Genomic DNA, 26,827 nt, shown 5'->3' on the forward strand with positions numbered 1-26,827 from the left:
TTACATCGTTTCGGCAAACAACTCGCGTCCGATCAGCATGCGGCGGATTTCCGAGGTGCCGGCGCCGATTTCGTACAGCTTGGCGTCGCGCCACAGGCGGCCGACCGGATATTCGTTGATATAGCCGTTGCCGCCCAGGATCTGCACCGATTCGCCGGCCATCCAGGTCGCCTTCTCGGCCGTGTACAGGATCACGGCGGCGCAATCCTTGCGCACCTGGCGCACGTGGTCCGTCCCCAGCGCGTCAAGATTCTTGCCGACCGTGTACAGATAGCTGCGCGCCGCCTGCAGCGTGGTGTACATGTCGGCCACCTTGCCCTGGATCAGCTGGAATTCGCCGATGCTTTGGCCAAACTGCTTGCGGTCGTGAATGTAGGGCGTCACCACGTCCATGCACGCCTGCATGATGCCGACCGGGCCGCCCGACAGCACGGCGCGCTCGTAGTCGAGCCCGCTCATCAGCACTTTCGCGCCGCCATTTTCCGCGCCGAGAATATTCTCGACCGGCACTTCCACGTCCTGGAACACCAGCTCGCCGGTGTGCGATCCGCGCATGCCGAGCTTGTCCAGCTTCTGCGCCACCGAAAAGCCCTTCATGCCTTTTTCGACGATGAAGGCGGTCATGCCCCGCGCGCCCAGGTCCGGCTCGGTCTTGGCATAAACCACCAGCACGTCGCAGTCCGGGCCGTTGGTGATCCACATCTTGGTGCCGTTGAGCACGTAGCGGTCGCCCTTGAAGTCGGCGCGCAGCTTCATGCTGACCACGTCCGAGCCGGCGTTCGGCTCGCTCATCGCCAGCGCGCCGATCCAGTCGCCGGACACCAGCTTCGGCAGGTACTTGGCCTTTTGCGCGGCCGTGCCGTTGCGGTGGATCTGGTTCACGCACAGGTTCGAGTGCGCGCCATACGACAGGCCCACCGACGCCGAGGCGCGGCTGATCTCCTCCATCGCGATCATATGGGCCAGGTAGCCCATGTTGGCGCCGCCGTATTCCTCGGCCACGGTGATGCCCAGCACGCCGAGATCGCCCATCTTCTTCCAGGCATCCATCGGGAACTGGTCGGTCCGGTCGATCTCGCCGGCGCGCGGCGCCAGTTCGGCCTGGGCCCAGTTGCGCACGGATTCGCGCAGCATCTCGATGTCTTCGCCGAGGTCGAATTTCAGGCCGGGAAGGTCGGTCATGGTGATGTCTCCTCTGTCTGGCGCGTGCGTCGCGCGTCGAATCGTGGGTGCCGGGAGCGTCCGGACGTTGCGGCTATTTTATTGACGTTTACGTAAACGTCAATCAGGTCCGATGCGATGTGCCGAATCGATATCGTATTCAGATTGCGCCGGTCTTTTCGCGGCCATGATGCGCAGCCAGCAATGCCTTGCACTGACGCTCGTGCTGGTCGATTTCCAGCAACTGCGCCTGCAGGTCCTCCAGTTGGCGCTCCAGCGTGCCGCGGTGCTGGGCCAGCAGGTGCAGAAAGCGCTCAAGCTGCGGCGCGGTGTCGCGCGGGGACTCGTAGAGATCCAGAATTTCGCGGATTTCGTTGAGAGTAAGCCCTAACCTTTTGCCGCGCAGCGTGAGTTTCAGGCGGGTGCGCTCGCGGCCGTTATAGACGCGCTTGCGCCCGCTGGGGCCTTCGCGGTCGGGCGCCAGCAGGCCTTGGTCCTCGTAAAAGCGGATGGCGCGCGGCGTGATTTCGAATTCGCGCGCAAGATCGGTAATCGTGTAAGTGGCTGTGGATGGCTGAGCCGACATGTGGCGCCCCCGAAAAGTGAACGGTCGTTCGTACATTCGTTGCGCGATCAACTTTTCGTCTAAGATGACGAACGCGACTCGCAAATTGACGTTAACGTTAGCGTCAATGCCGTCGCCTGACAATCCACAATGAAGCGCGCGCCCGGATCTTGGCAGCGCGCCAGCCTTCTTGACGAGACAAAGCCCCATGAACGCACTCGAACATCAGCTCCAATACCCGTTTGGCGAGACCATGCCCGAACCGGGCGCGCGCCAGGAAGTGGCGCCGGGCGTGTACTGGCTGCGCATGCCGCTGCCGTTCGCGCTGGACCACATCAACCTGTGGTTGCTGCGCGACCGCATCGACGGCCGCGACGGCTGGACGATCATCGATTGCGGCATCACCAACGACGCGATCAAGGCGCATTGGGAAACCATCTTCGCCAACGAACTGGACGGCCTGCCGGTGCTGCGGGTGCTGGTCACCCACTGCCATCCCGATCACGTGGGCCTGGCGCATTGGCTGTGCAAGCATTGGGACGTGCGGCTGTGGATGAGCCTGGGCGACTACATGTCGGCGCGCGTCATGGCGGGCGGCTCGGGCGTGGGATCGAATGCCGGCGGCGACTTTGCCGCCAGCCACTTCGCACGGCATGGCCTGACCGACCCCGACAGCCTCGAAAAACTGCGCGCGCGCAAGAGCTACTATCCATCGCTGGTGCCCGACCTGCCCACGCAGTACCGCCGCCTGATGGATGGCGACACGGTGCGCATCGGCCCCGATCCGACCCGCTCTGCGTGGCGCGTGATCACCGGCTACGGCCATGCGCCCGAGCACGTCGCGCTCTATAACGCGGACACCAACGTGCTGATTTCCGGCGACATGGTGCTGCCGCGGATTTCGACCAACGTCAGCGTGTTCGATATGGAGCCGGAAGCCAATCCGCTACAGCTTTATCTCGATTCGCTGGCCAAGTACGAGCCGCTGCCCGACGACGTGCTGATCCTGCCGTCGCATGGGCGGCCATTCCGCAATATCCACACGCGGATTGCCCAGCTGCGCGCGCACCACGTCGACCGCCTGGCCGAGACGCTCGATGCCTGCGCCGCCAAGCCGTGCAACGCCTTCGATATCGTCGGCGTGATCTTCCGCCGCCAGTTCGACATCCACCAACTGACCTTTGCGATCGGCGAAGCGCTCGCGCACCTGCACGCACTCTGGCATCGCGGCGAACTGGTGCGGCAGATTGGCGAGGACGGCGTGGTGCGTTTTTCGAAGACGCAGCCAGCCGGCTGACAGCGCGTCAGATGCCGGCCGTGGCCAGATGCTTGAGGTAGCCGAGCCCGGCCACGGCCCGGCTGCCGTACCACGACAGCGTTTCGCCATCGACCAGCAGCACGGGCTTGCCGATCTGGCGCTCCAGCGCATCGGCATGATCTTCCGTAAAGCGATACGGCTCGGTCGACAGCAGCACGGCATCGAGCCCGCGCACCAGCGCATCGTTCCATTTGAAGGTGGGATAACGCTCGCCCGGCGCGTTGGGGCGGGCACAATCGCCATCGACGCAGGCCTGCGGCGCCTGCGCACCATCGGGCCACGTCTGCCAGTTGACCAGCGCCAGCATCTGACTGATGTAAGTGGCGCGCGACACGGTCATCCACGGGTCCTGCCAGATTGCATAGAGCACGCGGCGCGCGGGCCAGGCGCGGGCCTGCAGCGCGTCGAGCCCCGCTTGCAAATCGGCGGCAAGCCGCGCGGCTTCGGCCTGGCGGCCAAAGATGCCGCCCAGCATGGCATACAGCGCGAGATTGTCGGCCGGCGCGCACGGATGGGTGACGATCACGTGCGGCACGAAGCTGCGGATCTCGTCGACCGTCTCGCGGCGATTTTCGTCGATATTGACCACCACATGGGTCGGCGCCAACGCGCGCAGCGTTTCAATCTTCACGTCCTTGGTGCCGCCGACCTTCGCCACCGCGCGCACCGCCGGTTCCGGATGGATGCAGAAACCGGTGCGCGCCACGATGCGGTCGGCCAGGCCCAGGTCGAACAGCAGTTCGGTGATGGACGGCACCAGCGACGCGATGCGCACCTCGCCGGTTGCGGCATCGTGGCTCTGGCCCGTCGCGTCGGTCCACATCATGCGCCCCCGGTCTGGCGCGGCTTGCGCGGCGCGCGACGGAACAGCGCATCGTAGAGCCCGCGTGGCAGCACGTGCAGCACTGCTGCCACAACGCCCATCTGCCACGGGATCACCGTGAAGCGCGCGCCGCCGGCGATTTTTTCGATCGCCTTGCGCGCGAACACGTCGGCATCCATCAGAAACGGCATCTTGTACGGATTGTGCGCGGTCATCGGCGTGCGGATGTATCCCGGCGCGATGGTCACCACGCGGATCCGGTCGTGCAGTAGTTCCACGCGCAGGCTTTCCAGCAACTTGATCACCGCCGATTTGGACGCGCTGTACGCACCGCCGCCCGGCAGGCCGCGCACACCGGCCACGCTGGCGATGCCGACCAGCGTTCCGCGCCATCCGCCGGCACCTGGCGCATGCGCGCGCATGGTGTCCAGAAACGGCTGGAACGTGGTCAGTGTGCCGAACCAGTTGGTGTCCATCACGGCGCGGAATACGTCCAGGTCCTCCCGCTCGCCGGCCGCGGTGCCGACCGAGATGCCGGCATTGGCGATCACCACGTCCGGGCAGCCGACATGGGCCAGAAAATCGGCCGCGGCCGCCTGCATGGCGTCGGCATCGCGCACGTCGGCGGCATAAACCCGGACCGCGGCCGGATTGGGCAGGCTGTCGGCAAACGCGCGCAGCGCATCTTCGCGACGGCCCACGATGCCCAGCACCGCGCCCTGCTGCGCATAGGCCCGCGCCAGTGCCTGCCCGATGCCGCTGGAGGCACCGGTGAGAAAGATTTTTTGAGGTTGCATGGGCGTGAATATAGCGCGCGCGCCGTACCTGGCGCGCGAAGTTGGCGCTAACACGGGCGCGGCCGATCCTCGCCGGCGGCCGGAAAACAAAAAACCCGATGCGATTTCCCGCATCGGGTCTTGTAGCGAGCCTGGCAGCGCCGATCAGAGCTTCTTGTCGCGCACGCCGGTGACCAGGAAATCCATCGCCTGGATAGCGCCGGACTTGGTGCCGGCAATCGACGGCGACGTTTCATACTTGCCCTGCACCACCACGGTCGGCACGCCGTCGATCTTGTACGAATCCGCGATCTTGTTGGCGCGCTGGGAGTTGGTGGTCACCGAGAACGAGTTGTAGGTGTCCAGCCACTGCTTGCGGTCGATGCCGTTGGCGGCCATGAAATCGGCGATTTCATTGGTGTCGACCATGCGCTTGCGCTGCTTGTGGATGGCGTCGAACACCTTGCCGTGCAGGGCGTCCAGCTTGCCCAGCGATTCCAGCGCATAGAAGATCTTGGTGTGCGGCAGCAGATCTTCGCGGAACGCCACCGGCACGCGCTTGAACACCACGTCCTTGCCCTGCTTCTTGACCCAGGCTTCCAGATCGGGTTCGAAGTCATAGCAGTGCGGGCAGCCATACCAGAAGAACTCCGTCACTTCGATCTTGCCGGCCGGCACGGGCTGCGGCGCTTTCAGTACCGTGTAGTCCTTGCCTTCGGTCGGCGCGGCCATGGCAGCGGGCGCGGTCATCAGCAGACCGCTCACGGCGGCGGCGGTGGCAATCAGTGCGGCGATTTTCTTCATGTCAGAAGGGCCTTACGGGTTGAACGTGCAAACGAATGCGTCTATGACCGCACGCCCGCGCAATGGTTCACAACCACGCGCCGCGCACGGTCAGTCACGGGATTTACTGCTTGGTGAAGCGGATGACCGATGCATCGAAGCCCGACGATTGCAGGCGGTCGCGCGCGCGGTTCATGTCCTCGATCCGGTTGAAGGGTCCCAACCGGACGCGATACATCTTCACGCCGTTGACATCGCGATCCGTCACCTTGGCCTCGAAGCCCTGCATGGCGAGATTCGCTTTCTGGCGATCGGCATCATCCTGCGACCGGAAGGCCCCCACCTGCAACAGGTATCCGACCTTGTTGGCATCGGCCTGGGCAATTTCTGCGATCGGGTCGGCCACCGGCTTTTCCGCCGGACGCGTTGCGGGCTTCTCGGCGGGTTTTTCGGCCGGCTTGTTGTTGGCCACGCTGCTGCCGGCGCTGGCGCCGTTGGCGGCGTCCGCCGGACGCGTGGCGGCCACCGGCGGCTGCGGCGCCGTGGCAGGCTGCTCGGGCTGGCCCACCGGCTTGGGCGGCGTCTTGCTCCACAGCGGCTTGTTGGGATCGCTCGGTTCGGTGTTCTGCTGGGCCTGCTGGGTGGGATTGGGCAGGGTGCTGGCCACGTTGCCGGGTTCGGTCGGACGCGGCGCGGTGGCGTTGCCGTTGCCGCCCTTCTGCTGGAACGGCGCGGGCGAGCGGGTGATATACAGGGCGATGACCACGGCAATGGCCAGGCCGACGATCAGCCCGAGCACAAGGCCCAGGAACGTGCCGCCACGCTGCGTCTGGTTGTGGCGGACGGTGCGCGGAACGCGCTTGCGTTGCTGTTGCATGAAGTCCTCTTCGGTGATGCCGGGGATTATAGGGCCACTCCCGGCGCGCACAGATTCGGAATGGTCTCAATTCATGGTGAGACCATTCCGACGGCGCGTCAGTTTGCCGGCGTTTCGCGATCCATGCGCTGCGGCGCGGAAACCCCGATCACGGCCAGACCATTCTTGAGCACCTGGCGCGTGGCTGCAAGCAGCGCCAGGCGCGCGCGCTTGACGGTCTCGTCGTCGACCAGCACCCGGTCGGCGTTGTAGAAGGCGTGGAAGTCGCCGGCCAGGTCGCGCAGGTAGAACGCCACGGCATGCGGCGCCAGTTCTCCGGCGGCAGCGGCCAGCATGTCCGGGAACTCGGCCAGGCGCCGGCCCAGCGCAATCGCTTGCGGGCTCACCTCGGCAGCGGTCACCGCGGCCAGATCGACACTGGCCAGCTCCGGCAGGCGAGCCTGCCAGTCCGCGCCGCCCCAGGCCTCGAAGATCGAGCAGATGCGCGCATGGGCGTATTGCACGTAGTACACCGGGTTTTCGTCGTTCTGCTTCAGCGCCAGGTCGACGTCGAACACGAATTCGGTGTCGGCCTTGCGCGACAGCAGGAAGAACCGCACGGCGTCGCGGCCGCGCGTGAAGTGCGCTGGCCAGTCGGCCACGCCGGCTTCCAGGCAGGCGCGAATGGTTTCGTCGCCGCCGTTGCTCCATTCGATCAGGTCGCGCACGGTCACATACGATCCGGCGCGCTTGGAGATCTTCACCTCCTCGCCGTTTTTCATCACGGTGACCATCTTGTGCAGCACGTAGTCGGGGTAGCCCTGCGGGATGCCGATGTCCAGACCCTGCAAGCCGGCGCGCACGCGCGCGATGGTGCCGTGGTGGTCGCTGCCCTGCACGTTGATGACCTTGGCGAAGCCGCGTTCCCACTTGGTGGTGTGATACGCCACGTCGGGCACGAAATACGTGTACGTGCCGTCCGACTTCTTCATGACGCGGTCTTTGTCATCGCCGTCGTCGGTGGTGCGCAGCCACAGCGCGCCTTCGTTTTCGTAGGTCTTGCCGCGGGCGATGAGCGACTGCACCGCGCTGTCGACGCGACCGTCGCTGTACAGCGACGACTCCAGGTAGTAGCGGTCGAATTTCACGCCGAACGCCTGGAGGTCGATGTCCTGCTCATTACGCAGGTAGGTGACCGCGAACTTGCGGATCGACTCCAGATCCTCGACATTCCCCGACGCGGTGACCGGTTCACCGTCGGATGCCGAGACGGTCTTGCCCGCGAGGAAATCGGCGGCGATATCGGCGATGTAGTCGCCGTTGTAGGCCGATTCCGGCCAGCCCGCGTCGCCCGGCTTGAGGCCGCGCGCGCGTGCCTGCACGGAAACCGCCAGCGTGTGGATCTGCACGCCCGCGTCGTTGTAATAGAACTCGCGATGCACCGACCAGCCCTGCCATGCCAGCAGATTCGCCAGCGCGTCGCCCAGCGCGGCCTGGCGGCCGTGGCCGACGTGCAGCGGTCCGGTCGGATTGGCCGACACAAACTCCACCAGCACCTTGCCATGCTCGCCGGCCGGACGCGCGCCGAAACGGTCGCCGTCGGTCAGCACCGCGCGCAGCACCTCGGCGCGCGCCTCGGGGCTCAGCCGCAGGTTGATGAAGCCCGGCCCGGCGATCTCGAGCGCCGCCACCAGTTGCGCGGCGCGCGGATCGGCCTTGACCGCGTCGACCACCTTCTGCGCCAGTTCACGCGGATTGGTCTTCAGGGCCTTGGCCACCTGCATGGCGATATTGCAGGCCAGGTCGCCATGGGCGGCCGCCTTGGGGCGCTCGAACGTGACCGCAGGCAGGTTGGCATCGGCCGGGGCGAGCGCGCGCACGGCGTCGGTGAACGCGGCGGCAATTTGAGAGGTCTGAACTGGCAGCATGGATATCTGGGGCCTTGAGGCTGAATGCTTCCGGCTGGCGGCGGCGCCGAAGTGAAGGCCGCGCCGCGTGACCGGCAGTGGAAATCGGGAAACGCGGAATTTTATCAGGTGCTATGCTGACATCATGCGACGGCCTGTACGCCTGGCGCGTGCGACGTCTTCACTCATGAAAGGAAACATCATGCTGATCACCTTCAAATCCCACGCCTCGCAAGACCTGATCATGATGAAGGATCTTGCCATGACGCTGCTTGGCATCATCGGCAAGCATCTGGGCGAACGCGGGGTGATCACGTCCGAGGAAATGCCGGCGGCGATCCGCAAGCTCGAAGCCGCCGTCCTGGACGCGAAGAAGGTCCATCCGGCCGACACCACCGTACACCCGGGCAAGGACGATGACCGGGAAGAAGAACCGCTGCATCTGGGCCAGCGCGCCTATCCGTTCCTGGATATGCTGCGCGCCTCCGCCAAGGAAGGCACCGACGTGATGTGGGGCGTGTAGCCACCTGCTCCGGCTGCCAGTCCGCGGCTACTCGAATTGCCCGGCGCCGACGCCTTCGCGCGGCGCCGGGCTTCCCTCGCGGGGCGCGCCACTTCGGCCGCGCAGCCCGTCCTCCCGCCTCATATCGCCCCGCCCGGAAAAACAATCCCGTCGAAACGCCGCCGTGCCGATCGCCGCGTCGCGGCATTCACGCGCAAAAAAAGCCCGAACACCATGAAGATGTTCGGGCGTCCCGGATCAGGGATATATCCGGAAAGGGGGTTGCTGCAGGGGTAAGGAAAGATTCCTCGTATTCGTTGGCTCGATGACCGGTGACGTCACTCGCCGTTGCGTCGACCGGCAAGAAGCAGTCCGACGAAAGCGCCGACCAGCGCGGCGATGCCCACCGCCTTGAGCGGCGATTCCACCACGCGCTGACGTCCGTGATCGACCGCCACGTCTACGTGGTCGCGCGCCCAGTGGACGCCCTCGCGGCCGCGTTCACGCAAGCGCTCTGTCAATTCGTTCGCGCGCACGCGCAGTCGACGGCCCGCGGCCATGCTTTCGGCCGAGCCTTCGCGCGCCAGCACGTCGATGGTTTGTTGAAGCTGGCCGATCAGCGCCTTGACTTCATCAGATACCGGTCCCACGGCATCGCGGGTATCGCGCGCGGCATGCTTGATCTGGCGTACTGCCGCATCGGCGCTGTCCTGCAGATGATTGATTTCCTTGCGGATCTTGGGGTTCTGCGTGAGCATGGGTACTCCTGTTTCCGATTGAGGGCTTCAGGGCGCTGCCCACCGCCACGGCGCCAAGCCGTCGGCCGCGGGCAAGTGTCCTGAATGCTTGGTGCTTACCGTCGGCGCACCAGTCCCATCACAAAGGTGACCAGGGCCACGACCAAGAAAATAAAGAACAAAATCTTGGCAATTTCCACCGCGCCGGCTGCAATCCCACCGAAACCAAAGATGGCCGCCACCAGTGCGACGATAAAAAAGACGAGTGCGTAGTACAGCATGACCAGTCTCCCTAGGGTTAGAGAACACGCCAGTTGGCGGTACGTTCGGCTTGCACCGACGTGCGCAAGCTCATAGCCTCATCGTAGGGTTCCACCCCGGCACCGCACACCGAAACGCCACCGATTCACGTGTCAGCCAAGTCCTACAGCGCACGACATGCCACACCGGATGCGACGTCCGGCCCGCACGGGTACGATTGACCCCACTGACGCGATGTGATTCCATGGCCCCTCGCCGCCAATCGCCCACCCTCGCCTGTCTCGCCGCGGCGCTCAACCGGTACTTCCCCATGGCCAAGCATTCCCTTCTCTTGCGAAACACTCTGCTGCTTGCAGGCGGCATCGTGCTGACACTGGCCGTCCTGATAGCATCGGAAACCGGCAACCTGCGACTACGCCAGGGCTATACGGAAGCGATCCGCTCCCAGCAGCTCCAGAGCGATCTGGGCGAGCTGGCCGCCGAACTGGTCAACGCCGAGGCGGGCCAGCGCGGCTTTCTGCTGACCGGCAAGGACAGCTATCTCGATCCGTACTACAAGGCGCTGCCGCACATCAACGAACTGATGGCTCGCATCCGCCAGCACTATGCCGAGGATCCGGAAGGCTTGCGGCAATTTGGCGAGGCGTCGCAATTCGTCACGCGCAAGCTCAACGAGATGGCGCTGACACTGGTCTATGGCAAGCGCGATGTCGACGTGGCGCTGGACATGATCCGCACCGATTTCGGCAAGCAGACCATGGAAAGCGCGCGACGCGGCATCGAACAGTTGCAGGTGCGCGAGTCCGCCACGGTCACCCACAACCTCGAGGCCGCCGAGCACGACCTGCAGCTTTCGCGCTATGGCATCGGCCTCCTCACCGCCATCAATATCCTGCTGCTGGTGGCCGTTGGGCTGGGCCATCAGCGGCGCATGACGATGGCCGAGGCGGCGCGCGTGCAACTGGAAGAGGAAAGCGCGCGGCTCGATCGCAAGGTGCGCGCACGCACGCGGCAACTGTCCGCGCTGGCGGCGCATTTGCAGCGCGTGACCGAAGACGAAAAGACGCGCCTGGCGCGCGAGCTGCATGATGAACTGGGCGCCATTCTCACGGCGATCAAGCTGGATCTGCATTGGGTGAAGATGCGCGTGCAGGCCACGCATCCCGAAGCGCGCGACAAGATTACGCGCGTGATGCAGCACGCGGACCAGGCCATCCAGATCAAGCGCGGCCTGATCGAGGACCTGCGGCCCACCGTGCTGCTGAACCTTGGCCTGCGCGAAGCAATCGTGCAGCACGTGGAAGACGTCGGCGCGCGCAATCAATGGGAAACGCGCCTGGAACTGCCCGACTCGCTGCCGCAATTGCGCGACAGCGCGGCCATCGCGCTATATCGGATCGTGCAGGAATCGCTGAACAACGCCAGCAAATATGCCGAAGCAAAACATGTCTGCGTCTCGCTGGCCTGCACGGACCGCCTGCTGACGCTGACCGTGAGCGACGACGGCCGCGGCCTGCCGCCGGACTTCGACGCGGGCAGCACCGCGGGGCATCATGGACTGCTGGGCATGGAACAGCGCGTGCTGGCGCTCGGTGGCACGATCCAGGTGGACTCGGCGCCGAACCAGGGCGTCACGATCCGCACCGAGGTGCCGCTGACGACCACTGTGCTGGCGCCGCCCGAGGAAACCGCCGAGATCTGATCGGCGACGAGGGCCGCCGCGCGCGGCCCGATGTACCTACGAGGCGGACGTCGCGTAATCCTCGATCACGCGGAACACCTGCTCCAGTTCCAGCGATTTGTCGAAGAAATAGTCGGCGCCCGCGTCGGCGCATTGGCGGCGGTACATCGAAACCTGCGCGTGATTGGTGTAGACGATGCGGATGCCGGACAGGCCGGCCTTCTGCATTTCGCGCAGGACATTGATGCCGTTGCCCTGGCGCAGTTGCAGATCGACGATCACCACGTGGTAGTCGCCGTGCGTGGCCAGGCGGATGGCCATGCTTTCGGTATCGGCCCAGTCCACGTTTTCGACGAACGGAAACGCGGTCAGATATTCCAGCAGCATACCCCGCAAGACTTCGGAGTCCTCGATCAGGAGGACTCTCAACGAGCGATTGGGGGAAGCCGTGGCTTGCTCCGGCATGGTCTGTGGACGGCTGTCAGGCGAAAGGGTGGGCAAATAACGACTGTGTTTCGATAAGCATCGACGGGCCTTATTCCACCAGGCCGTTCTTGATGGCGTAATACGTCAGGTCGGCGTTGGTCTTCATGCCCATCTTCTCCAGAATGCGGGAGCGGTAGGTGCTCACGGTCTTCACGCTCAGGAACAGCTCGTCGGCAATCACGGACACCGACTGGCCCCGCGACAACTTGCAGAAGATCTGGAATTCGCGCTCCGACAGCGTCTGATGCACCGGCTGTTCGGTCGGCTTGTCGAGCCCGCCGATCAGCAGGTCCGCGACCGTGGGGCTCACGTAACGACGGCCTTGCGCCACGGTCCGGATCGCCTTGACGAGATCGTCGGGCGCCGATTCCTTGGTCAGATAGCCGGACGCACCCGCGCGAATCAGGTTGATCGCGTACTGGTCTTCGGGGTACGTCGACAGAATCAGCACAGGCAGATTCGGCAGGCGCTGTCGGATAAGCTTCAGCACATCGATGCCGTTGCGGTCCGGCATGGAAATATCGAGTACGAGGACATCGAACTCGCTGTCGCGCAACTGCGCCATCACTTCGTCGCCGCTCGCGGCTTCGCCCGTCACCTTGATGTCGGGCTCCTCTGAAATGAACTGGCGCAGACCGGCGCGCACGATCTCATGATCGTCGGCGATCAAGACGCGAATCATCGGTGTCTCCACGGTGAGGGGTCCAACCCGCGTGCAATGCACGGTCCGGGCCGGTTTCCTGCATTGTAGTGCTGGCGCCGCGTGGAAGATGTCGGTGTCAGGCTGACATGACGCGCCACCGCGACACCGCCCAGCGCGCTGCCGCGGGTGGCTGGCAGGCATTTCGCCGCGGCGTGATGTTGCGATGCGGCGCGACGCAAACGAAAAACGGGCGCCATGTGGCGCCCGCGGGTCAATTTGGCGAAGGGGCTCACGCGGCCTGGAGGTCCCGCCCGGCCCCGTCGCCATCAAGCGACGTTCACGACGTCACTGGATCTTGGTTCCGGCATCCGCACCGGCGCCGGCATTGGCGCCGAGCTCCTTGGTGTCGCCCTGCTTCGACTTGGATTTGGCATGCGTGCCGTGCTTGCTCTTCGACGAATGGGTCTTGGCGCCCGCGTCTGCATTGGCGCCGAGATCGGCACGCGCGCCAGAGTCGGCAGCCGCACCCGGCGATACGGCGCCGCCCGAAGTCGCGCCGCCAGCATTCACGCCAGCATTGGCGCCGGTCGAGACCGCAGGGGTGCTTACCGATGCGCCAACGCCGGATTGCGTGCCGACGGTGGCGCCGGTACCTTGCGCCATTGCCAGGGACGAGGCGGCGGCAATCGACAGGGCGGACAGGGAGATCAGCAGCTTGTTCATGAAAGAGACTCCTTAACTGGAATGCTCCGCAGCGAAACATTCGCTGCGGCATTCACGCGGTGTCACGTGAACTGAGGCCCAGTCTATGGAGCCCGCCCATATCGGTCTGTGAGCACTTGTAATGCCCTGTAAGCAGTAGTGAATACATTGCGGACATTGCCGCCCTGCCTCCGCGCGCTGCCACACGATAACGTCGGCATCGGCATCCGTTGCCAGTCAAAGGCTTGCGCACGGCGCAAAAAAACCGGGCGCCGCGGGAAAGCGGCAGCCCGGCCCTTGCAACTGCTTACAGCTGCTGCTTAGCGATTACAGGTTCGGCGCCAGTGCGCGCTCCAGAGCCAGCCGATCCTCGCCGCGTCGCGCCACCATGTCGTCGAGCTGGTCCTGGCCGATCTTGCCGACGCTGAAATAGGTCGAATCGGGATGCGACAGGTAGAAGCCGCTGACCGATGCCGCTGGCGTCATGGCCAGCGAGTCGGTGATGCCCATGCCGATCTCGGCCGCATCGAGGAACTCGAACATGCGCGCCTTCACGGTGTGCTCAGGGCATGCCGGATAGCCCGGCGCCGGGCGAATACCGCGGTAGGCCTCGGCGATCAGCTGGTCGTTGTCCAGCGTTTCGGCGGCGTCGTAGCCCCACAGGTCGGTGCGAACGCGCTGGTGCAGGCATTCGGCGAAGGCTTCGGCCATGCGGTCGGCCAGCGCCTTGAGCATGATTGCGCTGTAATCGTCGTGATCGGCTTCGAACTGCTTTTCCTTCTTGTCCACGCCGATGCCGGCCGTCACCGCGAACATGCCGATGTAGTCGGCCACGCCGCTCGACTTCGGCGCGATGAAATCGGCCAGGCAGCGGTTCGGCCGTTTGACGCCGTCGACCACCGGACGCTCGCTCTGCTGGCGCAGGTTGTGCCAGGTCAGCGCCACCTTGGTACGCGACTCGTCGGTGTAGATCTCGATATCGTCGTCATTGACCGAGTTGGCCGGCAGCATCGCCAGCACGCCGTTGGCCGTGAGCCATCGGCCCTGGATCAGCCGCGCCAGCATGCTCTTGCCGTCCGAATAGACGCGGCGCGCCGATTCGCCGACGATCTCGTCGTTCAGGATGTCGGGAAATTTGCCCGCCAGGTCCCACGTCTGGAAGAACGGCGCCCAGTCGATGAAGTTGGCCAGCTCGGACAGATCGTAGTTGCGGAAAATGCGCCGGCCGATGAATTTCGGACGGGGCGGCACGTAGCTGGACCAGTCGATCGGCGTCTTGTTGGCGCGCGCCTGAGCCAGCGTCACCATCGGCGTGGCCTTCTTGTTGGCGTGCTGCGTGCGGATGCGGTCGTAGTCGGATTTGAGATCGTCCAGATACTTGGCCGCGCCCTCGTCGGACAACAGGCTCGACGCCACGCTGACTGACCGCGACGCATCGGGCACGTACACCACCGGGCCCTCGTAGTTCGGCGCGATCTTCACCGCCGTATGCACGCGCGACGTGGTGGCCCCGCCGATCAGCAGCGGAATCTTCTTCACGCGGAAGTAATCGTCGCGCTGCATTTCCGACGCCACGTAGGCCATTTCTTCCAGCGACGGCGTGATCAGCCCGGACAGGCCGACGATGTCCGCACCCTCGACCTTGGCGCGGGCCAGGATCTCGTTGCACGGGACCATCACGCCCATGTTCACCACTTCGAAGTTGTTGCACTGAAGCACCACCGACACGATGTTCTTGCCGATGTCGTGCACGTCGCCCTTCACGGTGGCGATCACGATCTTGCCGCGCGCACGCACATCGCCGCCCGCTTCGGCCAGCAAGCGCTTTTCCTCCTCGATGAACGGCAGCAGATGCGCCACCGCCTGCTTCATCACGCGCGCGCTCTTGACCACCTGCGGCAGGAACATCTTGCCCGCGCCGAACAGGTCGCCGACGATGTTCATGCCATCCATCAGCGGGCCTTCGATGACCTCGATGGGACGGCCGCCGCGCGCGGCGATCTGCTGGCGCGCTTCCTCGGTGTCCTCGACGATGAAGGTAGTGATGCCGTGCACCAGCGCATGCGCCAGGCGATCGCCCACCGACACCGGCTGCTCGGGCGTGCCGCGCCAGGCCAGGTTTTCTTCCTTCTTCTGGCCGCCGCCCTTGAAACGGTCCGCGATCTCGAGCAGGCGGTCGGTGGCGTCTTCGCGGCGATTGAGCACCACGTCTTCCACGCGCTCGCGCAGCTCCGGATCGAGCTGGTCATACACGCCAAGCTGGCCGGCGTTGACGATGCCCATGTCCATGCCCGCCGCGATGGCGTGATACAGGAACACGGTGTGGATCGCCTCGCGCACCACATCGTTGCCGCGGAACGAGAACGACACGTTCGACACGCCGCCGCTGACCTTCGCGTACGGGAGATTCTGTTTGATCCAACGCGTCGCTTCAATGAAATCGACCGCGTAGTTGTTGTGTTCCTCGATGCCGGTGGCCACCGCGAAGATGTTCGGATCGAAGATGATGTCTTCGGGCGGGAAGCCCACTTCGTTGACCAGGAAGTCGTAGCTGCGCTTGCAGATCTCGATCTTGCGCGCGTAGGTGTCGGCCTGGCCCTGCTCATCGAACGCCATCACCACCGACGCCGCGCCGTAGCGGCGGATCAGTTCGGCGTGATGGCGGAATTGCGCCTCGCCTTCCTTCAGCGAGATCGAGTTCACCACGGGCTTGCCCTGCACGCATTGCAGGCCGGCCTCGATGACTTCCCATTTGGACGAGTCGATCATGATCGGCACGCGCGCGATGTCGGGCTCCGATGCGATCAGATTCAGGAAGCGCACCATCGCTGCCTTGGAATCGAGCATCGCCTCGTCCATGTTGATGTCGATGATCTGCGCGCCGTTTTCCACTTGCTGGCGCGCCACGGCCAGCGCCTCGTCGAACTGGCCGTTCAGGATCATGCGGGCAAAAGCCTTGGATCCGGTGACGTTGGTGCGTTCGCCGACATTGACGAACAATGTGTCGTCATCGATCGTGAACGGCTCCAGACCGGACAGGCGCATCGGACGCGGGGGCAGGTTGTTCTGGCTCATGATGTTTTCTCTGTGCGTACGATGGTCAGGCTGCCTGTCCGGCGGGCTCGCGGTATTGGCCCGGCCACGTGCGGGGCTTCTTGTCCGCCACGCGCTGGGCGATGGCGGCGATGTGGTCGGGCGTGGTGCCGCAGCATCCGCCCACCAGATTCACCAGCCCGGACGCGGCGAATTCCTCGACTAGCGACGACGTGACTTCCGGCGTTTCGTCGAAACCGGTATCGCTCATCGGATTCGGCAGGCCGGCGTTGGGGTAGCACGACACGGCGGCGTCGCAGACCTTGGCCAGCTCGGCGATATACGGACGCATCAGCGTCGCGCCCAGCGCGCAGTTCAGGCCGAACGTGACGGGCCGCGCGTGGCGCAGGCTGTTCCAGAACGCTTCGACGGTCTGGCCCGACAGGATGCGCCCCGATGCATCGGTCACGGTGCCGGAAATCATCACGGGCACGCGTTCGCCGGTGTCCTCGAACAATTGATCGATCGCGAACAGCGCAGCCTTGGCGTTGAGCGTGTCGAAGATCGTCTCGACCAGGAACACGTCTGCGCCGCCTTCGAGCAACGCCTTGCCCTGCTCGTAGTACGAATCGCGCAGCTCCTCGAACGTGACATTGCGCGCGCCCGGGTCGTTGACGTCGGGGCTGATGCTGGCGGTCTTCGGCGTCGGGCCGAACGCGCCGGCCACGAAGCGCGGCTTGTCGGGCGTGCTGAACTTGTCGCAGGCCGCGCGCGCCAGGCGGGCCGCCTCGACGTTCATCTCGTAGGCCAGATGCGCCATCTTGTAGTCTTCCTGCGCCACGCGCGTGGCCCCGAAGGTGTTGGTTTCGATCAGGTCGGCGCCTGCGGCCAGGTATTGCTCGTGGATCTCGCTGATGACTTGCGGACGCGTCAGCAGCAACAGTTCGTTGTTGCCCTTGACGTCGACATGATGATCGGCGAAACGCTCGCCGCGATATTCGGCCTCGCCAAGCTTGTAGCGCTGGATCATCGTGCCCATCGCTCCATCGAGAATCAGAATGCGTTCACGCAGCAGCTGCGGCAGGCTGGCAGCCCGCGTGTAGGGGCGAGGGGCGAATTGGACGGCGCTCATGGTGGGGCTTTGGTGGTGTCGCGCCCGGGCCGGAGGCCAATGCGCGCAATTTAGGCAAGACGGCGATTTTATCAGGTAGATCAAGGGATTGCGGGATGCCCCCGCGACGGCTGACGGCGCGACGGGCACCGCAGCGCATGGCGGCGTGGAGGACGGCCGCGGATGCGCCGCGATGGCGACGCGCCGCGGTTGTCAGCCCCCGCCGGGCCGCCTACACTGAGAGACGCATTCGTCACGATCTTCACACACTTTGCGCTTTCCGCGCTTTCGCCCGCTTCCATGCAACACCTGAGCCCCAACGACGCCCTCCAGCTGCTCGACGCCGAGCCCGATGCGCTGTTCATCGATTGCCGCAGCGAAATGGAGTATCTGTTCGTCGGCCATCCACGCGGGGCGCACAACGTACCCTGGAACGACGGCCCGGACTGGGAAGTCAATCCGCATTTCGTGCAGGCGGTGAAAAAGCTGGCCGGACAGGTTTCGGCGCGCCCGGTGGTGCTGATTTGCCGCAGCGGCAACCGCTCATCGGCGGCGGCGCGCGCGCTGGAGGGTGCGGGCTTCACCACTGTGTACAACGTGCTGCATGGCTTCGAAGGCGATCTCGATGCGCAGCGCCATCGCAATACGGTCAATGGCTGGCGTTTCGAAGGCCTGCCCTGGGAGCAATACTGAGTCGATGAATTGGTGAATCGGGCAAATGTGCGGTGCCCGGCTTGGCGGAAGCGCCGCCCCGGAGACCCGGCAAAAGAAACGCCCGCGACCGCGGGCGTTTGTGTTTGCGGCGATACCGCGGCTGGCGTCAGTGCATGACCAGCGGGTTGTTCATCACGGTATCGAACTTGCCGAGAAATTCGTCAACTTCTTCCACGGATGGCTCGCTTTCGATCAGACGGGTCACGTCGGCGCGGAAGGTCTCGGCCATATGGCCGCCGAGGAAAATCTCGCGTTTCAGGTTCTTGTCGACGATTTCGTAGCCGCCCGAGGCAAGGGTCGCATGCTCGACATCTGCTCCAAACTCGACAATGCAATAGTTGTCGCTGTTGTAGATCATTTGCATCGCACTACCTCCTGGCGTATGGTTGGCGCCCATTCCACGCATCGCTGCGTTGGCACAAGGCCGTTGGAATCGACGCGATTTCCTCTCCAAGCTGAGGGTGGCCGTCCGTAATTCAAGTTGTGGTGCCGGACGGGCCTTGCGTGCCTTTGCTGCCCTCGTATAGTTGGGCATCGGCGTTTGGCGCAAGTTCTTGAGCGCCGTGCCCCATCGAGCATTACTGTGTTGCGATCTTCGCAATGCGGTTACGGAATATCACACTGCCCGCCACATGCCGCATGCCCCAGGAACGCGTCGAAGATCGCATGGAAGCGTTCCGGTTGTTCGATAAACGACAGGTGCGCGGCGTCAGGCAAGACTTCCAGCTGCGCACCGTGAATCTTCTGCGCGATCGATTGGGCCATCGACACCGGCGACCCTTCATCGTTTGCCCCTACCACCACCAGGGTCGGGCAATGGATCCGCGCGATGGCGTCAGACAGATCGAAGGCGATGATTGCCTGTGCCACGCCCACATAGCCGTGCACCGGTGTGGCCTTCAACATTGCGGCGATCTTTTCAAGGACTTCGGGGTGCCTTTCGCGAAAGCCGTCGGTGAGCCAGCGCTCCATCGTCGACGACACCATGCCAGCCATGCCATGCGCCTCGGCCTGTCCGATGCGGTTGGCCCACATCGGATGCGCCGTCATCGGCGTGCTGTGAATCGTGTCGACCAACGTTAATGACAATAGGCGATTTGCGTGCCGGACGCCCAAAGTCTGGGCGACCATGCCGCCGACAGACACCCCACAGAAGTGGGCCTGGGCGATATCGAGCGCGTCCATCAATGCCACGACATCGTCGGCCAGGCGCGCCATCGTATAGGCGCCGACTGGCGCGTCGCTGCCGCCGTGGCCGCGCAGGTCGAACCGCAATACGCGATAGCGCGCGGCGAGGTGAGCGGCGGTGTTGTCCCAAAGCGTCAGATTGGCGCCCAGCGCATGGCCCAGAATGACCCACGGGCCCTCGCGGCCGTCGATGCGGACCTGAAGTTCCACGTCGCCAGCCCTGATCCGCTGCGTCTGTGCCGCCAAGTCAGACATATTGCAGTCTCCGTGTTGTCACACCGTGGGCTTCGTTGGGGCGCGGCCAAAAAGCTCAGCGCCCTTCACTACTACGATAGACGAGATCGATCTGAGTGCCATCGGGCTCCGTCTGACGCAGCCGCGCAGGCATCCAGTTCAGCGTCGGCGCGAGCCAGATTTCCACGCGGCGGCGATCGTTGGCGTGGCGCGGCAGCCGCATGAAGTGCTTGGTACGCACCACCCCGGTGCCAATATCGATGTCTTCCTCGCCGACGTATTGCACCTGCATCGCCTCCACTTCCCTGGTGTCGGCCACGTTGAAGGTGTCGGTCACGCCAGGTCTCGCATATCGCTGCGGATCGCCGCGCGCCCATCCCACGAGTTGCAGGAACACGCTGAAACGATCCTGGAAGGACGGCGGCATCGGCGCCTGTCCGCCGCGCGTTTCAAACACCACCGTGTTGGCGGCGTGATCGAAGCGCGCGACTTCCACCTTGCTGCGCCGCGCCTCCTCGTAGCGCGTCGGCGACAGGCCACGCGCGTCGAGATCGCCCGTGCTCTGGAATGCGAAGCGGAACCACAGCACGCGCGTTTCCACCGCCAGCCGATAGTGCTTGCCGTCCTGTTCCCAGCGAATGATGCCGTCCGGGTTCTGCACGCCGTTGACGAAGCTGGCGTAACGCATCGTCACGGATTCCGGCGCCGCATAGCTGGGCGCTGGCGGCGCAGCGGGGCTGGATGCGGCCAATGGCGCGGCGGCGGCCGACGCGCCATTGGCCGCAGCGCCGGCACCACCTGCGCCGGCATTGACTGTCGCATCGGCATTGGACGTGGTGGCCAGCGCAGGTGCTGCGGGCTCAGGCGTGGGTTCTGCCGGCGCAGGCGCTGGCGGCGTCTGTGGCGCCGCGGGCCGTGGCGAGGGCCGGACAACCGGGCGCGCGGGCGGCCGGGCCGGTGGCGCGGGCGGCGGCGGTGGCAGCAGGATCGCTTCGATGGCCGGCATCTGGCTGGTATCGGGCAAGCGCGGGAGCGGCATGCGCACCAGGCCGAACAGCACCAGCACATGCAGGATCGCCACCAGCGCGATCACCGCCAGCCAGCGACGCCGGCGCCGGCTGCGGCTAAGAGGGTTGGCCGTCCTGTCCGGCCGGTTGGCTGCCGCCAAGGTAACCGAGTTCCGATGAAATTCGTTGCGCGATATCGCGCACGCGGCGGTCTACCGCGCCGCCCCATTCTGCATCGAATACGCTTTGCGCGCCGAGCACGATCAGCGCCATCGACAAATGCCCGTTGGCATCGAAGACCGGCGTGGAGATCGCATTGATGCCCGGTAGCACGCCGCCGCGCGTGCGCGCCGCGCCATGGCGGCGCACGTCGTCGCAGATGGCGTCGTATTCGGCCAGCGATGCGGGCATGTCGGGCAATGCGACGTCGCCGCGTGTGGCAAGTTCCCGCTCGATCAGCGGCAGCGTCTGACGCCGCGACAGATAAGCGCCGTACAGGCGTCCGGTGGCCGAATTGAGCATCGGCATCACATCGCCCAGCCGCAGGCTCACGCTGACCGGATGACTCGATTCTTCCCAGTGCACGATGGTCGGGCCGTGATTGCCCCACACGGCAATGCCGGCGGTCTGGTCCATTTCATCGCGCAGTTGCGACAGGATCGGCCGCGCCTTGCGCACCGGATCGAGCCGGTTCAGGCCCGCCAGTCCAAGCTGCAGCGCGAACGGCCCGAGGTCGTAGCGCTGGCTCACGGCGTCCTGCGTGACCGCGCCCAGACGCTGAAAGCTGACCAGGTAGCGATGCGCCTTGGCCGGGCTCATGTCGGCGGCCGCGGCCAGGTCGCGCAGCATCATCGCGCGCGGCGACGCGGCCAGCGCCTGCAGCAGCCGGAAGCCCACCTCGATGGACTGGATGCCGGCGCGCCGGGCATCATCGCGCGCGTCGTCGTGTGCGTCATCGCGCGCGTCGTCCCTGGAATCGTCGTCAGCCGTTGTCATGCGTGATGGGCAAACCAAAATGTGATGCCGGCCATTCTATACAAGCGCCGTCGAGCGCCTCCGGTAGACTACCGCCCATCCATTTCCGCCCATGTTCGAATTCGCATGAAACTCGCCACCCTGAAGGATGGTTCGCGCGACGGCCAGCTCGTCGTCGTGTCGCGCGACCTGAAAACCGCGCACTACGCCACCGATATCGCCGGCAAGCTGCAGACCGCGCTGGACGACTGGAATTTCTACGCCCCGCAGCTTCAGGACCTATATGACGCGCTGAATGCGGGCCGCGCGCGGCATCCGTTCCCGTTCCAGCCCAAGGATTGCATGGCGCCGCTGCCGCGCGCCTATCAATGGGCGGACGGCTCGGCGTACGTGAACCATGTCGAACTGGTACGCAAGGCGCGCGGCGCGGAGATGCCGCCCGAATTCTGGAAGGATCCGCTGATGTACCAGGGCGGCTCCGACGACTTCATCGGCCCGCAGGACGACATCGTGTGCGCCAGCGAAGCGTTCGGCATCGATTTCGAGGCCGAGGTCGCGGTCATCACCGGCGACGTTCGCATGGGCGCCACGCCCGAGCAGGCCGGCGAGTCGATCCGGCTGGTGATGCTGGCCAACGACGTTTCGCTGCGCAATCTGATTCCGGCGGAACTGGGCAAGGGCTTCGGGTTCTTCCAGAGCAAGCCCGCCACGGCGTTTTCGCCGGTGGCGGTCACGCCCGACGAGCTTGGCGAGGCATGGCGGGACCGCAAGGTCCATCGCCCGATGGTGGTTCACTGGAACAGCCGCAAAGTGGGCTCGCCCGATTGCGGCACGGACATGGTGTTCGACTTCGGCCAGCTGATCGCCCATATCTGCAAGACGCGCAACGTGCGCGCCGGCAGCATCGTCGGCTCGGGCACGATCTCGAATGTCGACCGCAGCAAGGGCTACTGCTGCATCGCCGAGCAGCGCATGATCGAGACCATCGAGCACGGCAAGCCGGAAACGGAATTCATGAAGTACGGCGATGCCGTCCGCATCGAGATGTTCGACGCACAAGGACACTCGATCTTTGGCGCCATCGACCAGGTGGTGGCTGCGCGCTAGGCGTCGGCCGGGCGCGCCACGGCTACCTCGGCCGCTCAGGCCAAACCCCGACTTGCTCAACCCCACGCGGTTGCGCCTATAATTCCCCGACCGCTTGGTCGGGGAATTTTTTCGTGGTTGCTTCCCGTCCCGGCCAGGTCCGATTTCTTCCACGAAAAAGGTAGCCCCCGATGCCCTCCGACGACGCCAACGCCAACGCCAGTACGCTGTCTCCCCGCCTGGCCCGCTATCAGGCGCTCACGCTGCGCCGGCACGGCCCGGTGCTCGAAATCATCATGGGCGCGGATCAGGCGGCCAACCGCAAGCTTGCGACAGCCGACGCCAGCATGCATCGCGAACTGGCCGAGATCTGGCGCGACGTTTCCGCCGATCCCGATATCCGCGTGGCGCTGATTCGCGGCGAGGGCAAGGGCTTTTCGGCCGGCGGCGATCTGGCGCTGGTCGAGCAGATGGCCAACGATTTCGAGACCCGCACCCGTGTCTGGCACGAGGCGCGCGACCTGGTCTACAACGTCATCAACTGCGACAAGCCCATCGTCTCGGCGATGCACGGCCCGGCCGTGGGCGCCGGGCTGGTGGCCGGTCTGCTGGCCGATATCTCGATCGCGGCGAAGACCGCACGCATCGTCGACGGCCATACCCGGCTTGGCGTGGCCGCTGGCGATCACGCCGCGATCGTGTGGCCATTGCTGTGCGGAATGGCCAAGGCCAAGTACTATCTGATGCTGTGCGAGTCGGTCAGCGGCGAGGAAGCCGAGCGGATCGGCCTGGTGTCGTTGGCGGTGGAAGAAACCGAACTGGTGGCAAAGGCCTTCGAGGTGGCCAACCGGCTCGCGGCGGGATCGCAGTCCGCCATCCGCTGGACCAAGTACGCGCTGAACAACTGGCTGCGCATGGCCGGCCCCGCGTTCGATACCTCGCTGGCGCTTGAATTCATGGGCTTCGCGGGGCCCGACGTGCACGAAGGCATGGCGAGCCTGCGCCAGAAGCGGCCGCCCGAATTCCAGTAACCGGCTGTCCGGACCCGCGTCGTCGGGGCGGCCATGTCAGAGGGAGTGGCGCCACCATGTTCGGACAGATCCCCGATTTCACCAACAGCTTCGAATTCCTGCGCAACATGTGGGCGCGCAGCAGCGGCATGCCCAGCGGTTTGATGCCTGGCCTGGGCGCGATGACGCCGCCGATGGATCTCGACGAGGTCGACAAGCGCATCCACGACCTCAAGGCGGTGGAAAGCTGGCTGCAGCTGAACGTCAACCTGCTGCGCACGACCATCCAGGGCCTGGAGGTGCAGCGCGCCACGCTGGTGGCGCTGCAGACGTTTGGCAACGCGCTGTCGCCCGAGGCGATGCAAAGCGCCATGGAGAACGTGGCGCGTGCGGCCAATGCCCCAAGCGCCCATCCACCGCAGCATCCACATCACTTTGCCGATAGCGCGACCGTTTCCGAAGAACAGGCGGACGCCGAAAACGACGAAGCGGAAGACGACGACGAAGCGCCGCCCGACGACGACCGCACGCGCGCCGACGCCGCTGATCGCGCAGCTTCTGCCAACGCCGCCGATCGCGCTGCGTCGGCCGCCGACGGCGCCGCGCCGCTGCCGCCCAATGCGGCCCTATGGTGGGATCTGCTGCAACGGCAGTTCACGCAGATCGCCAGCAGCGCGGCCGCCGCCAGCACCATGCCGTTCGGCAACGTGACAGGAATGCCGGGAATGCCTGGCATGCCCGGGTTCGGCGCGGGCGCCGCGGGGGCCGACGGCGTGGAGCCGGAAGCCGGGGGCGCGCGGCCCGGCGCATCGGCTGCCGGCAAACCCAAACCGGGCGCCAAGAAACCCGCCGCGAAAAAACCTGCCGCGCGCACTACTGCGGCAAAGCCGAAGGCCAAGCCGGCCGCGAAGAAGTCATCGACCAAGCCGTCGTCGACCAAGCGGCCCGCCGGCAGCACGCCCGCGCCCGGCACGCCCGAGGATACGTTCGAGTGAATCGGGCTCATGCCGCCAGCGCATCGGCGCGGGCCATGCAGCGACAGAGCACCGCGCTGGTCATGATGGGGGGCGGTGCGCGCGCCGCGTACCAGGCCGGCGTGCTGTCCGGCATCGCCAAGATCGCCGCACGCCACGGGCTGGATCACTGCCCGCTGCCGTTCGGCATCATCGCGGGCACCTCGGCCGGCGCCATCAACGGCGCGGGGCTGGCCACCGGCGCGGCGGATTTCCGCACTGCCACCGACACCCTGGCCGGACTTTGGCAAAGCCTGCATGCCGACGACGTGTACCGTACCGACGTGATCCAGATGGGCGCGTCGGGCGCGCGCTGGCTGTCATCGCTGGCGTTCGGGTGGATCACGCACCGGGCGCCGCGCGCGCTGTTCGACAACGGGCCGCTCGGCAGCTTCCTGACAGAACTGTTCGAGCCGCCGCGCGTGCAGGCGAGCCTCGACAGCGGCGCGCTCAACGCGTTTGCAGTTACTGCGCTGTCATACAGCACGGGCCGCCACGTCACGTTCTACCAGTCGCACCGACGCATCCATCCATGGCAGCGCAGCCAGCGCATGGCCGTCGAAGCGTCTATCGGCGTCGATCATCTACTGGCATCGTCGTCGATTCCGTTTCTTTTCCCGGCCATGCCGCTGGAACTGGAAGGCCATCACGAATGGTTTGGCGATGGCACGATGCGCCAGATGTCGCCGCTGTCACCGGCCATCCATCTCGGCGCGTCGCGCATTCTGGCGATCGGCGCGGCATCGCGGCAACGCGCGGGCTGGTTCGACACCGTACCGTCGGGTGGTTACCCCTCGCTGGCGCAGATCGGCGGGCAGGCGCTGGCCAGCATCTTCCTCGATGGCCTGCAGGCCGATGTCGAGCGCCTCATGCATATCAACCGGCTGCTCTCGCGCATGCCCGAGATGGCCAACGACGCCGAAGGCTGGCGGCCGGTGCAGGTGATGACGATTTCCCCGAGTGAGCCGATCGAAGCCATTGCCGCGCGGCATCTCGATCGCCTGCCGCGCACCGTGCGCGCCCTGCTCTCGCCGCTGGGCGGCACCGAGGCGCGCGGCGCGGCGTTTGCAAGCTATCTGCTGTTCGAACCCGAGTTCACGCAGGCGCTGCTGGCGTTGGGCGAGGCCGACGCCAGCGCCCAGGCGGACGAGATCGCGGCGTTTCTCTATGGCGTGGTGCCGGAAACCAAGCTGGCCGCACACGAGGCGACAGAAGTGTCGTAGACGCACCACTTTTGGGCCTTCCGGGCGGTTCCGCTGTTGCAATCCATCGCATCCCGCCTAAAACGAAGTAGAGAAAACATTCGAGAATGATTCTTGTCTGGTAGAATCCGCCCGTAATTTCAAAGGCTTAGCATGCTCTACCCCGAACTGTTCAAATCGTTGGAAGCGGTCCGTTGGCACATGGACAAGGACATCCCCTGGGATACGTTCGACGCCAGCCTGCTCACCGACGATCAGGCGAAGACCATCCGCATGAATGCCATCACCGAATGGTCGGCGCTGCCTGCCACGGAGATGTTCCTGCGCGACAACCGCCATGATTCCGACTTTTCGGCATTCATGAGCATCTGGTTTTTCGAGGAACAAAAGCATTCGCTGGTGCTGATGGAGTACCTGCGCCGCTTCCGGCCGGACCTGGTGCCCACCGAAGAAGAACTGCACGCGGTGCGTTTCGAATTCGACCCGGCGCCGCCGCTTGAAACACTGATGCTGCATTTCTGCGGCGAGATCCGCCTCAATCACTGGTACCGCCGCGCGGCCGAATGGCACTCGGAACCGGTGATCAAGCACATCTATCGCACGCTGTCGCAGGACGAGGCACGCCACGGCGGCGCGTACCTGCGCTACATGAAGAAGTACCTGTCCCAGTTTGGCGACACCGCGCGCGCGGCATTCGCCAAGATCGGCGTGCTGATGGCGTCGGCCCGCCGCACCGAAAAGCCGCTGCATCCGACCAACCTGCACGTCAACAAGGCGCTGTTCCCGAACGACACCGTGCAGTCGCGCCTGCCCGATCCCGACTGGCTGGAACACTGGCTGGACGAGCAGATCCGCTTTGACGAGGTGTGGGAAAAGAAGGTGATCGAACGGATCCTGCACAACATGTCGCTGCTGTTCGAACGCACGTTCGATTCGGTGCAGGACCTGAACCGCTACCGCAAGGAACTGAACGCCAGCCTGCAGCAGCCCGCCTGAGCGTTGCCTCGCACCGCTTGCCCCGCGGCCCGCATGCCGCGGCAGTCCAGACCCCAT

Annotated in this window: 27 protein-coding genes; 9 read left to right on the forward strand and 18 right to left on the reverse strand. The window is 65.1% G+C overall.

The window, feature by feature from the left end; translation table 11 throughout:
* Positions 1 to 1,182 (reverse strand): isovaleryl-CoA dehydrogenase, encoded by a 1,182-nt coding sequence (locus tag AC1RKI_RS02925; RefSeq protein WP_061956355.1) that lies wholly within the window; start codon positions 1,180 to 1,182, stop codon positions 1 to 3.
* A gap of 139 nt (positions 1,183 to 1,321) precedes the next feature.
* Positions 1,322 to 1,747, reverse strand: a complete 426-nt coding sequence (locus AC1RKI_RS02930) for a MerR family transcriptional regulator (protein ID WP_150980897.1) — start codon at positions 1,745 to 1,747, stop codon at positions 1,322 to 1,324.
* Positions 1,748 to 1,934: 187 nt separating this feature from the next.
* Here AC1RKI_RS02930 and AC1RKI_RS02935 point away from each other — a divergent pair, with 187 nt between their 5' ends.
* Complete coding sequence (locus tag AC1RKI_RS02935) at positions 1,935 to 3,023, forward strand: MBL fold metallo-hydrolase (protein ID WP_492793917.1); 1,089 nt, start codon at positions 1,935 to 1,937, stop codon at positions 3,021 to 3,023.
* Positions 3,024 to 3,030: 7 nt separating this feature from the next.
* Here AC1RKI_RS02935 and AC1RKI_RS02940 read toward each other — a convergent pair whose 3' ends face one another.
* From AC1RKI_RS02940 to argS, 5 genes are all read right to left on the reverse strand, one after another.
* The gene (locus AC1RKI_RS02940; RefSeq protein WP_492794322.1) at positions 3,031 to 3,867 is read right to left on the reverse strand and encodes a helical backbone metal receptor; all 837 of its coding nucleotides are present in this window, start codon (positions 3,865 to 3,867) and stop codon (positions 3,031 to 3,033) included.
* Positions 3,867 to 4,664: an SDR family oxidoreductase gene (locus AC1RKI_RS02945; RefSeq protein ID WP_227458514.1), complete on the reverse strand. Its 798-nt coding sequence runs from the start codon at positions 4,662 to 4,664 to the stop codon at positions 3,867 to 3,869. The genes AC1RKI_RS02940 and AC1RKI_RS02945 overlap by 1 nt, the downstream gene beginning before the upstream one ends.
* A 144-nt stretch (positions 4,665 to 4,808) precedes the next feature.
* Positions 4,809 to 5,447 carry a thiol:disulfide interchange protein DsbA/DsbL gene (locus AC1RKI_RS02950; RefSeq protein WP_061956366.1) on the reverse strand — a complete coding sequence of 213 codons (639 nt, stop codon included), beginning with the start codon at positions 5,445 to 5,447 and terminating at the stop codon, positions 4,809 to 4,811.
* A 103-nt stretch (positions 5,448 to 5,550) separates the two neighbouring features.
* Positions 5,551 to 6,303 (reverse strand): SPOR domain-containing protein, encoded by a 753-nt coding sequence (locus tag AC1RKI_RS02955; protein WP_061956368.1) that lies wholly within the window; start codon positions 6,301 to 6,303, stop codon positions 5,551 to 5,553.
* A 98-nt stretch (positions 6,304 to 6,401) separates the two neighbouring features.
* Positions 6,402 to 8,210: an arginine--tRNA ligase gene (gene argS / locus AC1RKI_RS02960; RefSeq protein WP_061956370.1), complete on the reverse strand. Its 1,809-nt coding sequence runs from the start codon at positions 8,208 to 8,210 to the stop codon at positions 6,402 to 6,404.
* Positions 8,211 to 8,391: 181 nt separating this feature from the next.
* Between argS and AC1RKI_RS02965 the strand changes: the two genes are divergently transcribed.
* Complete coding sequence (locus AC1RKI_RS02965; protein ID WP_061956393.1) at positions 8,392 to 8,712, forward strand: DUF1840 domain-containing protein; 321 nt, start codon at positions 8,392 to 8,394, stop codon at positions 8,710 to 8,712.
* A 317-nt stretch (positions 8,713 to 9,029) separates the two neighbouring features.
* Here AC1RKI_RS02965 and AC1RKI_RS02970 read toward each other — a convergent pair whose 3' ends face one another.
* Positions 9,030 to 9,449 carry an ElaB/YgaM/YqjD family protein gene (locus AC1RKI_RS02970; protein WP_061956372.1) on the reverse strand — a complete coding sequence of 140 codons (420 nt, stop codon included), beginning with the start codon at positions 9,447 to 9,449 and terminating at the stop codon, positions 9,030 to 9,032.
* 95 nt (positions 9,450 to 9,544) lie between these two features.
* Complete coding sequence (locus tag AC1RKI_RS02975; protein WP_084003954.1) at positions 9,545 to 9,709, reverse strand: DUF1328 domain-containing protein; 165 nt, start codon at positions 9,707 to 9,709, stop codon at positions 9,545 to 9,547.
* Positions 9,710 to 9,999: 290 nt separating this feature from the next.
* Between AC1RKI_RS02975 and AC1RKI_RS02980 the strand changes: the two genes are divergently transcribed.
* Positions 10,000 to 11,391: a sensor histidine kinase gene (locus AC1RKI_RS02980; RefSeq protein ID WP_150980875.1), complete on the forward strand. Its 1,392-nt coding sequence runs from the start codon at positions 10,000 to 10,002 to the stop codon at positions 11,389 to 11,391.
* 36 nt (positions 11,392 to 11,427) lie between these two features.
* On the opposite strand, the gene AC1RKI_RS02985 is transcribed toward AC1RKI_RS02980, so the two are convergent.
* From AC1RKI_RS02985 to AC1RKI_RS03005, 5 genes are all read right to left on the reverse strand, one after another.
* Positions 11,428 to 11,835, reverse strand: coding sequence for a response regulator (locus AC1RKI_RS02985; RefSeq protein ID WP_061956397.1), 408 nt, complete (start codon positions 11,833 to 11,835; stop codon positions 11,428 to 11,430).
* A gap of 70 nt (positions 11,836 to 11,905) precedes the next feature.
* Positions 11,906 to 12,538, reverse strand: coding sequence for a response regulator (locus AC1RKI_RS02990; protein ID WP_061956399.1), 633 nt, complete (start codon positions 12,536 to 12,538; stop codon positions 11,906 to 11,908).
* Between the two features lie 306 nt (positions 12,539 to 12,844).
* Complete coding sequence (locus AC1RKI_RS02995; protein WP_061956401.1) at positions 12,845 to 13,222, reverse strand: hypothetical protein; 378 nt, start codon at positions 13,220 to 13,222, stop codon at positions 12,845 to 12,847.
* Positions 13,223 to 13,528: 306 nt separating this feature from the next.
* The gene (gene metH, locus AC1RKI_RS03000; protein ID WP_061956403.1) at positions 13,529 to 16,276 is read right to left on the reverse strand and encodes a methionine synthase; all 2,748 of its coding nucleotides are present in this window, start codon (positions 16,274 to 16,276) and stop codon (positions 13,529 to 13,531) included.
* Positions 16,277 to 16,301: 25 nt separating this feature from the next.
* Positions 16,302 to 17,366: a homocysteine S-methyltransferase family protein gene (locus AC1RKI_RS03005; RefSeq protein ID WP_061956406.1), complete on the reverse strand. Its 1,065-nt coding sequence runs from the start codon at positions 17,364 to 17,366 to the stop codon at positions 16,302 to 16,304.
* 279 nt (positions 17,367 to 17,645) lie between these two features.
* On the opposite strand from AC1RKI_RS03005, the gene AC1RKI_RS03010 reads away from it, so the two are divergent.
* Positions 17,646 to 18,038: a rhodanese-like domain-containing protein gene (locus AC1RKI_RS03010; RefSeq protein WP_492793911.1), complete on the forward strand. Its 393-nt coding sequence runs from the start codon at positions 17,646 to 17,648 to the stop codon at positions 18,036 to 18,038.
* A 127-nt stretch (positions 18,039 to 18,165) separates the two neighbouring features.
* Here the strand turns inward: AC1RKI_RS03010 and AC1RKI_RS03015 are convergent, their stop codons facing one another.
* The 4 genes from AC1RKI_RS03015 to AC1RKI_RS03030 all read right to left on the reverse strand — a co-directional run bounded on the left by AC1RKI_RS03015 (position 18,166) and on the right by AC1RKI_RS03030 (position 21,484).
* Positions 18,166 to 18,423: a BTH_I0359 family protein gene (locus tag AC1RKI_RS03015; RefSeq protein WP_061956410.1), complete on the reverse strand. Its 258-nt coding sequence runs from the start codon at positions 18,421 to 18,423 to the stop codon at positions 18,166 to 18,168.
* A 242-nt stretch (positions 18,424 to 18,665) separates the two neighbouring features.
* Positions 18,666 to 19,502 carry a 3-oxoadipate enol-lactonase gene (pcaD, locus tag AC1RKI_RS03020; RefSeq protein WP_492793909.1) on the reverse strand — a complete coding sequence of 279 codons (837 nt, stop codon included), beginning with the start codon at positions 19,500 to 19,502 and terminating at the stop codon, positions 18,666 to 18,668.
* Between the two features lie 55 nt (positions 19,503 to 19,557).
* Positions 19,558 to 20,520 carry a DUF3108 domain-containing protein gene (locus AC1RKI_RS03025; RefSeq protein ID WP_492794320.1) on the reverse strand — a complete coding sequence of 321 codons (963 nt, stop codon included), beginning with the start codon at positions 20,518 to 20,520 and terminating at the stop codon, positions 19,558 to 19,560.
* An 85-nt stretch (positions 20,521 to 20,605) separates the two neighbouring features.
* A complete protein-coding gene (locus AC1RKI_RS03030) occupies positions 20,606 to 21,484 on the reverse strand; it encodes an IclR family transcriptional regulator (protein ID WP_223505629.1) in 879 nt (292 codons plus the stop codon).
* A 105-nt stretch (positions 21,485 to 21,589) separates the two neighbouring features.
* Here AC1RKI_RS03030 and AC1RKI_RS03035 point away from each other — a divergent pair, with 105 nt between their 5' ends.
* The 5 genes from AC1RKI_RS03035 (at position 21,590) to AC1RKI_RS03055 (ending at position 26,770) form a co-directional block, all read left to right on the forward strand.
* The gene (locus tag AC1RKI_RS03035; RefSeq protein WP_227458518.1) at positions 21,590 to 22,570 is read left to right on the forward strand and encodes a fumarylacetoacetate hydrolase family protein; all 981 of its coding nucleotides are present in this window, start codon (positions 21,590 to 21,592) and stop codon (positions 22,568 to 22,570) included.
* A gap of 170 nt (positions 22,571 to 22,740) precedes the next feature.
* On the forward strand, positions 22,741 to 23,580 hold the full coding sequence (locus AC1RKI_RS03040) for an enoyl-CoA hydratase/isomerase family protein (protein ID WP_150980879.1): 840 nt from the start codon (positions 22,741 to 22,743) through the stop codon (positions 23,578 to 23,580).
* A gap of 56 nt (positions 23,581 to 23,636) precedes the next feature.
* Positions 23,637 to 24,554 (forward strand): PhaM family polyhydroxyalkanoate granule multifunctional regulatory protein, encoded by a 918-nt coding sequence (locus AC1RKI_RS03045; protein WP_061960223.1) that lies wholly within the window; start codon positions 23,637 to 23,639, stop codon positions 24,552 to 24,554.
* Positions 24,555 to 24,589: 35 nt separating this feature from the next.
* Complete coding sequence (locus AC1RKI_RS03050; protein WP_490714355.1) at positions 24,590 to 25,795, forward strand: patatin-like phospholipase family protein; 1,206 nt, start codon at positions 24,590 to 24,592, stop codon at positions 25,793 to 25,795.
* A gap of 132 nt (positions 25,796 to 25,927) precedes the next feature.
* Positions 25,928 to 26,770, forward strand: a complete 843-nt coding sequence (locus AC1RKI_RS03055) for a ferritin family protein (RefSeq protein WP_061960221.1) — start codon at positions 25,928 to 25,930, stop codon at positions 26,768 to 26,770.
* Positions 26,771 to 26,827 lie beyond the last annotated feature (57 nt).

The sequence above is a fragment of the Cupriavidus sp. GW822-FHT06G04 genome (assembly GCF_058799075.1).

Bases quoted from the DNA above. Each gene is read 5' to 3' on its own strand.
- AC1RKI_RS02925 (WP_061956355.1), bottom strand. From the start codon at position 1,182: ATGACCGACCTTCCCGGCCTGAAATTCGACCTCGGCGAAGACATCGAG.
- AC1RKI_RS02930 (WP_150980897.1), bottom strand. From the start codon at position 1,747: ATGTCGGCTCAGCCATCCACAGCCACTTACACGATTACCGATCTTGCG.
- AC1RKI_RS02935 (WP_492793917.1), top strand. From the start codon at position 1,935: ATGAACGCACTCGAACATCAGCTCCAATACCCGTTTGGCGAGACCATG.
- AC1RKI_RS02940 (WP_492794322.1), bottom strand. From the start codon at position 3,867: ATGTGGACCGACGCGACGGGCCAGAGCCACGATGCCGCAACCGGCGAG.
- AC1RKI_RS02945 (WP_227458514.1), bottom strand. From the start codon at position 4,664: ATGCAACCTCAAAAAATCTTTCTCACCGGTGCCTCCAGCGGCATCGGG.
- AC1RKI_RS02950 (WP_061956366.1), bottom strand. From the start codon at position 5,447: ATGAAGAAAATCGCCGCACTGATTGCCACCGCCGCCGCCGTGAGCGGT.
- AC1RKI_RS02955 (WP_061956368.1), bottom strand. From the start codon at position 6,303: ATGCAACAGCAACGCAAGCGCGTTCCGCGCACCGTCCGCCACAACCAG.
- argS (WP_061956370.1), bottom strand. From the start codon at position 8,210: ATGCTGCCAGTTCAGACCTCTCAAATTGCCGCCGCGTTCACCGACGCC.
- AC1RKI_RS02965 (WP_061956393.1), top strand. From the start codon at position 8,392: ATGCTGATCACCTTCAAATCCCACGCCTCGCAAGACCTGATCATGATG.
- AC1RKI_RS02970 (WP_061956372.1), bottom strand. From the start codon at position 9,449: ATGCTCACGCAGAACCCCAAGATCCGCAAGGAAATCAATCATCTGCAG.
- AC1RKI_RS02975 (WP_084003954.1), bottom strand. From the start codon at position 9,709: ATGCTGTACTACGCACTCGTCTTTTTTATCGTCGCACTGGTGGCGGCC.
- AC1RKI_RS02980 (WP_150980875.1), top strand. From the start codon at position 10,000: ATGGCCAAGCATTCCCTTCTCTTGCGAAACACTCTGCTGCTTGCAGGC.
- AC1RKI_RS02985 (WP_061956397.1), bottom strand. From the start codon at position 11,835: ATGCCGGAGCAAGCCACGGCTTCCCCCAATCGCTCGTTGAGAGTCCTC.
- AC1RKI_RS02990 (WP_061956399.1), bottom strand. From the start codon at position 12,538: ATGATTCGCGTCTTGATCGCCGACGATCATGAGATCGTGCGCGCCGGT.
- AC1RKI_RS02995 (WP_061956401.1), bottom strand. From the start codon at position 13,222: ATGAACAAGCTGCTGATCTCCCTGTCCGCCCTGTCGATTGCCGCCGCC.
- metH (WP_061956403.1), bottom strand. From the start codon at position 16,276: ATGAGCCAGAACAACCTGCCCCCGCGTCCGATGCGCCTGTCCGGTCTG.
- AC1RKI_RS03005 (WP_061956406.1), bottom strand. From the start codon at position 17,366: ATGAGCGCCGTCCAATTCGCCCCTCGCCCCTACACGCGGGCTGCCAGC.
- AC1RKI_RS03010 (WP_492793911.1), top strand. From the start codon at position 17,646: ATGCAACACCTGAGCCCCAACGACGCCCTCCAGCTGCTCGACGCCGAG.
- AC1RKI_RS03015 (WP_061956410.1), bottom strand. From the start codon at position 18,423: ATGCAAATGATCTACAACAGCGACAACTATTGCATTGTCGAGTTTGGA.
- pcaD (WP_492793909.1), bottom strand. From the start codon at position 19,502: ATGTCTGACTTGGCGGCACAGACGCAGCGGATCAGGGCTGGCGACGTG.
- AC1RKI_RS03025 (WP_492794320.1), bottom strand. From the start codon at position 20,520: ATGCCGCTCCCGCGCTTGCCCGATACCAGCCAGATGCCGGCCATCGAA.
- AC1RKI_RS03030 (WP_223505629.1), bottom strand. From the start codon at position 21,484: ATGACAACGGCTGACGACGATTCCAGGGACGACGCGCGCGATGACGCA.
- AC1RKI_RS03035 (WP_227458518.1), top strand. From the start codon at position 21,590: ATGAAACTCGCCACCCTGAAGGATGGTTCGCGCGACGGCCAGCTCGTC.
- AC1RKI_RS03040 (WP_150980879.1), top strand. From the start codon at position 22,741: ATGCCCTCCGACGACGCCAACGCCAACGCCAGTACGCTGTCTCCCCGC.
- AC1RKI_RS03045 (WP_061960223.1), top strand. From the start codon at position 23,637: ATGTTCGGACAGATCCCCGATTTCACCAACAGCTTCGAATTCCTGCGC.
- AC1RKI_RS03050 (WP_490714355.1), top strand. From the start codon at position 24,590: ATGCAGCGACAGAGCACCGCGCTGGTCATGATGGGGGGCGGTGCGCGC.
- AC1RKI_RS03055 (WP_061960221.1), top strand. From the start codon at position 25,928: ATGCTCTACCCCGAACTGTTCAAATCGTTGGAAGCGGTCCGTTGGCAC.